We start from the raw sequence: 5,177 nt of genomic DNA, 5'->3' as shown, positions 1-5,177 counted from the left end.
AACGTTCTTTAACAATATATCAAGCCAAGCAAACTGTGTGGGCACTTACCGGATTCAGGCAGAGAAAAAGCATCTTCGGATGCAGTATCTTCGGATACACCTGACTGATTGGAAAAGTGCTTAACAAATTAAGATTTATTAAGTCATTGATTCAATGGGTCGATTAAACACTTTAAACTGAAGAGTTTGATCATGGCTCAGATTGAACGCTGGCGGCAGGCCTAACACATGCAAGTCGAGCGGTAACAGAGAGGAGCTTGCTCCTTTGCTGACGAGCGGCGGACGGGTGAGTACAACTTGGGAACTTGCCTTTAGGAGGGGGACAACCACGGGAAACTGTGGCTAATACCGCATAATGTCTACGGACCAAAGTAGGGGCTCTTCGGACCTTACACCTAAAGATAGGCCCAAGCGAGATTAGCTAGTTGGTGAGGTAATGGCTCACCAAGGCGACGATCTCTAGCTGTTCTGAGAGGATGATCAGCCACACTGGGACTGAGACACGGCCCAGACTCCTACGGGAGGCAGCAGTGGGGAATATTGCACAATGGGGGAAACCCTGATGCAGCCATGCCGCGTGTGTGAAGAAGGCCTTCGGGTTGTAAAGCACTTTCAGTGGTGAGGAAGGGCGTAAGATTAATACTCTTGCGCATTGACGTTAGCCACAGAAGAAGCACCGGCTAACTCCGTGCCAGCAGCCGCGGTAATACGGAGGGTGCAAGCGTTAATCGGAATTACTGGGCGTAAAGCGTACGTAGGCGGCCTATTAAGCAAGATGTGAAAGCCCCGGGCTCAACCTGGGAATGGCATTTTGAACTGGTAGGCTCGAGTTCTGAAGAGGGTGGTAGAATTTCCTGTGTAGCGGTGAAATGCGTAGATATAGGAAGGAATACCGGTGGCGAAGGCGGCCACCTGGTCAGAAACTGACGCTGAGGTACGAAAGCGTGGGGAGCAAACAGGATTAGATACCCTGGTAGTCCACGCCGTAAACGATGTCAACTAGTTGTTCGTGTCATAAACGATGTGAGTAACGCAGCTAACGCACTAAGTTGACCGCCTGGGGAGTACGGCCGCAAGGTTAAAACTCAAATGAATTGACGGGGGCCCGCACAAGCGGTGGAGCATGTGGTTTAATTCGATGCAACGCGAAGAACCTTACCATCCCTTGACATCCAGAGAAGGTCTTAGAGATAGGGCTGTGCCTTCGGGAACTCTGAGACAGGTGCTGCATGGCTGTCGTCAGCTCGTGTTGTGAGATGTTGGGTTAAGTCCCGCAACGAGCGCAACCCTTATCCTCAGTTGCCAGCACGTAATGGTGGGAACTCTGTGGAGACTGCCGGTGATAAACCGGAGGAAGGTGGGGACGACGTCAAGTCATCATGGCCCTTACGGGATGGGCTACACACGTGCTACAATGGCGCGTACAATGGGAAGCAAGCTAGCGATAGTAAGCGGATCTCAAAAAGCGCGTCGTAGTCCGGATTGGAGTCTGCAACTCGACTCCATGAAGTCGGAATCGCTAGTAATCGTGGATCAGAATGCCACGGTGAATACGTTCCCGGGCCTTGTACACACCGCCCGTCACACCATGGGAGTGGGCTGCACCAGAAGTGGTTAGTTTAACCTTCGGGAGAACGATCACCACGGTGTGGTTCATGACTGGGGTGAAGTCGTAACAAGGTAGCCGTAGGGGAACCTGCGGCTGGATCACCTCCTTATGAAACAGCCTTGAAGAAGTTAAGTGCTCACACAGATTGCCTGGTTTGATAGATGTAACGAGAGAAACTGGGTCTGTAGCTCAGCTGGTTAGAGCGCACCCCTGATAAGGGTGAGGTCGGTAGTTCAAGTCTACTCAGACCCACCAAATTCGCACGATGGCTGCGTTGGTAAGCAACTCGCATAGCAGGCTATGCTTCGCTGCTTCCCGCCTTGCCCTCCCGCGAATTACTTATGGGGCCATAGCTCAGCTGGGAGAGCGCCTGCCTTGCACGCAGGAGGTCAGCGGTTCGATCCCGCTTGGCTCCACCATTTCTCTTGAAGTTAGCGTTAAGCATTTTTGCGAAAGTGTTTACCGGTAACCTCGTGTTACACGCTCTTTAACAATAAGGACAAGCTGATTGTAATAAAGTAATGAAATGCCACTCTACTTGAATCAACCATTTTGGTAGAGGCGTATCGAACTTGTGTACAGCATCGAGAACAGCCCATACGACTGAAGATATAAACATTTTCGGGTTGTATGGTTAAGTGACGAAGCGTAGACGGTGGATGCCTAGGCAGTTGGAGGCGATGAAGGACGTACTAACTTGCGATAAGCCATGATAAGGCAGTAAGAGCCGCTTGAGTCATGGATTTCCGAATGGGGCAACCCAGTGTGCTTGCACACTATCCTTAAGTGAATACATAGCTTAAGGAAGCGAACCCGGAGAACTGAAACATCTAAGTACCCGGAGGAAAAGAAATCAACCGAGATTTCCCTAGTAGCGGCGAGCGAACGGGAAGTAGCCCTTAAGCAATCATGGTGGTAGTGGAACGTGTTGGAAAGCACGACAATAGAGGGTGATAGTCCCGTACACGACGCCAACATAATTGTGAAAACGAGTAGGTCGGGACACGTGTTATCTTGACTGAATATGGGGGGACCATCCTCCAAGGCTAAATACTCCCAACTGACCGATAGTGAACCAGTACCGTGAGGGAAAGGCGAAAAGAACCCCGGCGAGGGGAGTGAAATAGAACCTGAAACCGTCTACGTACAAGCAGTAGGAGCCTTCTTCGGAGGGTGACTGCGTACCTTTTGTATAATGGGTCAGCGACTTATATTTTGTAGCAAGGTTAACCGCATAGGGGAGCCGTAGGGAAACCGAGTCTTAACTGGGCGCTTAGTTGCAAGGTATAGACCCGAAACCGGGCGATCTAGCCATGGGCAGGTTGAAGATTGAGTAACATCAATTGGAGGACCGAACTCACTAATGTTGAAAAATTAGGAGATGACCTGTGGCTCGGAGTGAAAGGCTAATCAAGCCCGGAGATAGCTGGTTCTCCCCGAAAGCTATTTAGGTAGCGCCTCGGACGAATACCACTGGGGGTAGAGCACTGTTTGGGCTAGGGGGTCATCCCGACTTACCAACCCCATGCAAACTCCGAATACCAGTGAGTACTATCCGGGAGACACACGGCGGGTGCTAACGTCCGTCGTGGAGAGGGAAACAACCCAGACCGCCAGCTAAGGTCCCCAAGTCATGGCTAAGTGGGAAACGATGTGGGAAGGCTCAGACAGCTAGGAGGTTGGCTTAGAAGCAGCCATCCTTTAAAGAAAGCGTAATAGCTCACTAGTCGAGTCGGCCTGCGCGGAAGATGTAACGGGGCTAAGCCATGCACCGAAGCTGCGGCAGCAAACTTGTTTGCTGGGTAGGGGAGCGTTCTGTAAGCCGTTGAAGGTGTGTTGAGAAGCATGCTGGAGGTATCAGAAGTGCGAATGCTGACATGAGTAACGATAATGCGGGTGAAAAACCCGCACGCCGGAAGACCAAGGTTTCCTATCCCATGCTAATCAGGGTAGGGTAAGTCGGCCCCTAAGGCGAGGCCGAGAGGCGTAGTCGATGGGAATCAGGTTAATATTCCTGAACCGGCATGTACTGCGATGGGGGGACGGAGAAGGCTAGGCAAGCCGGGTGTTGGTTATCCCGGTGAAAGTATGTAGGTTGGCGGCTTAGGAAAATCCGGGCTGCTAAGACTGAGATACGAGACGAGTACCTACGGGTGCGAAGTTGTTGATGCCCTGCTTCCAGGAAAAGCCTCTAAGCTTCAGGTACATGTTGACCGTACCCGAAACCGACACAGGTGGTCAGGTAGAGAATACTAAGGCGCTTGAGAGAACTCGGGTGAAGGAACTAGGCAAAATAGTACCGTAACTTCGGGAGAAGGTACGCCAGAGCTGGTAACTCCCCTGCGGGAGAAGCCGGAGCTGGCCGCAGTGACCAGGTGGCTGGGACTGTTTATTAAAAACACAGCACTCTGCAAACTCGAAAGAGGACGTATAGGGTGTGACACCTGCCCGGTGCCGGAAGGTTAATTGATGGGGTTAGCGTAAGCGAAGCTCTTGATCGAAGCCCCGGTAAACGGCGGCCGTAACTATAACGGTCCTAAGGTAGCGAAATTCCTTGTCGGGTAAGTTCCGACCTGCACGAATGGTGTAACCATGGCCACGCTGTCTCCACCCGAGACTCAGTGAAATTGAAATCGCCGTGAAGATGCGGTGTACCCGCGGCTAGACGGAAAGACCCCGTGAACCTTTACTACAGCTTGGCACTGAACATTGAACCTCCATGTGTAGGATAGGTGGGAGGCTTAGAAGCGTTGGCGCTAGTTGACGTGGAGCCATCCTTGAAATACCACCCTTGTATGTTTGATGTTCTAACTTAGCTCCCTTATCGGGAGTGAGGACAGTGCCTGGTGGGTAGTTTGACTGGGGCGGTCTCCTCCCAAAGCGTAACGGAGGAGCACGAAGGTTGGCTAAGTACGGTCGGACATCGTACGGTTAGTGTAATGGCACAAGCCAGCTTAACTGCGAGACAGACACGTCGAGCAGGTGCGAAAGCAGGTCATAGTGATCCGGTGGTTCTGAATGGAAGGGCCATCGCTCAACGGATAAAAGGTACTCCGGGGATAACAGGCTGATACCGCCCAAGAGTTCATATCGACGGCGGTGTTTGGCACCTCGATGTCGGCTCATCACATCCTGGGGCTGTAGTCGGTCCCAAGGGTATGGCTGTTCGCCATTTAAAGTGGTACGCGAGCTGGGTTTAGAACGTCGTGAGACAGTTCGGTCCCTATCTGCCGTGGGCGTTTGAGAGTTGAGAGGGGTTGCTCCTAGTACGAGAGGACCGGAGTGAACGAACCTCTGGTGTTCGGGTTGTCACGCCAGTGGCACTGCCCGGTAGCTATGTTCGGAATCGATAACCGCTGAAAGCATCTAAGCGGGAAGCGAGCCTCAAGATAAGCTCTCACTAGCACGTAAGTGCTCTGAAGGGTTGTTGAAGACGACAACGTTGATAGGCGGGGTGTGGAAGCGTAGTAATGCGTTGAGCTAACCCGTACTAATTGCCCGTGAGGCTTAACCATACAACACCGAAGGTGTTTAGGGTTGTCTCGAACACATGTTCGACCCTTTACCA

2 tRNA genes and 2 rRNA genes are annotated in these 5,177 nt (G+C 51.9%); all 4 read left to right on the top strand.

Annotated elements, in window-relative coordinates:
* Nucleotides 1-174: 174 nt before the first annotated feature.
* Nucleotides 175-1,718: ribosomal RNA gene (locus CWI71_RS12000) — 16S ribosomal RNA — on the top strand.
* Nucleotides 1,719-1,787: 69 nt separating this feature from the next.
* A tRNA-Ile gene (locus CWI71_RS11995) sits at nucleotides 1,788-1,864 on the top strand.
* Nucleotides 1,865-1,952: 88 nt separating this feature from the next.
* A tRNA-Ala gene (locus CWI71_RS11990) sits at nucleotides 1,953-2,028 on the top strand.
* Nucleotides 2,029-2,241: 213 nt separating this feature from the next.
* Nucleotides 2,242-5,124, top strand: a 23S ribosomal RNA gene (locus CWI71_RS11985).
* The 16S and 23S rRNA genes sit together here with 2 tRNA genes alongside, the layout of an rRNA operon.
* Nucleotides 5,125-5,177 lie beyond the last annotated feature (53 nt).

Source organism: Pseudidiomarina insulisalsae, from assembly GCF_003987065.1.
In the GTDB taxonomy this organism is placed as follows: Bacteria; Pseudomonadota; Gammaproteobacteria; order Enterobacterales; family Alteromonadaceae; genus Pseudidiomarina; species Pseudidiomarina insulisalsae.
Note: the sequence above shows the minus strand (reverse complement) of the source record. Positions and strands in the feature narration are given on the sequence as shown.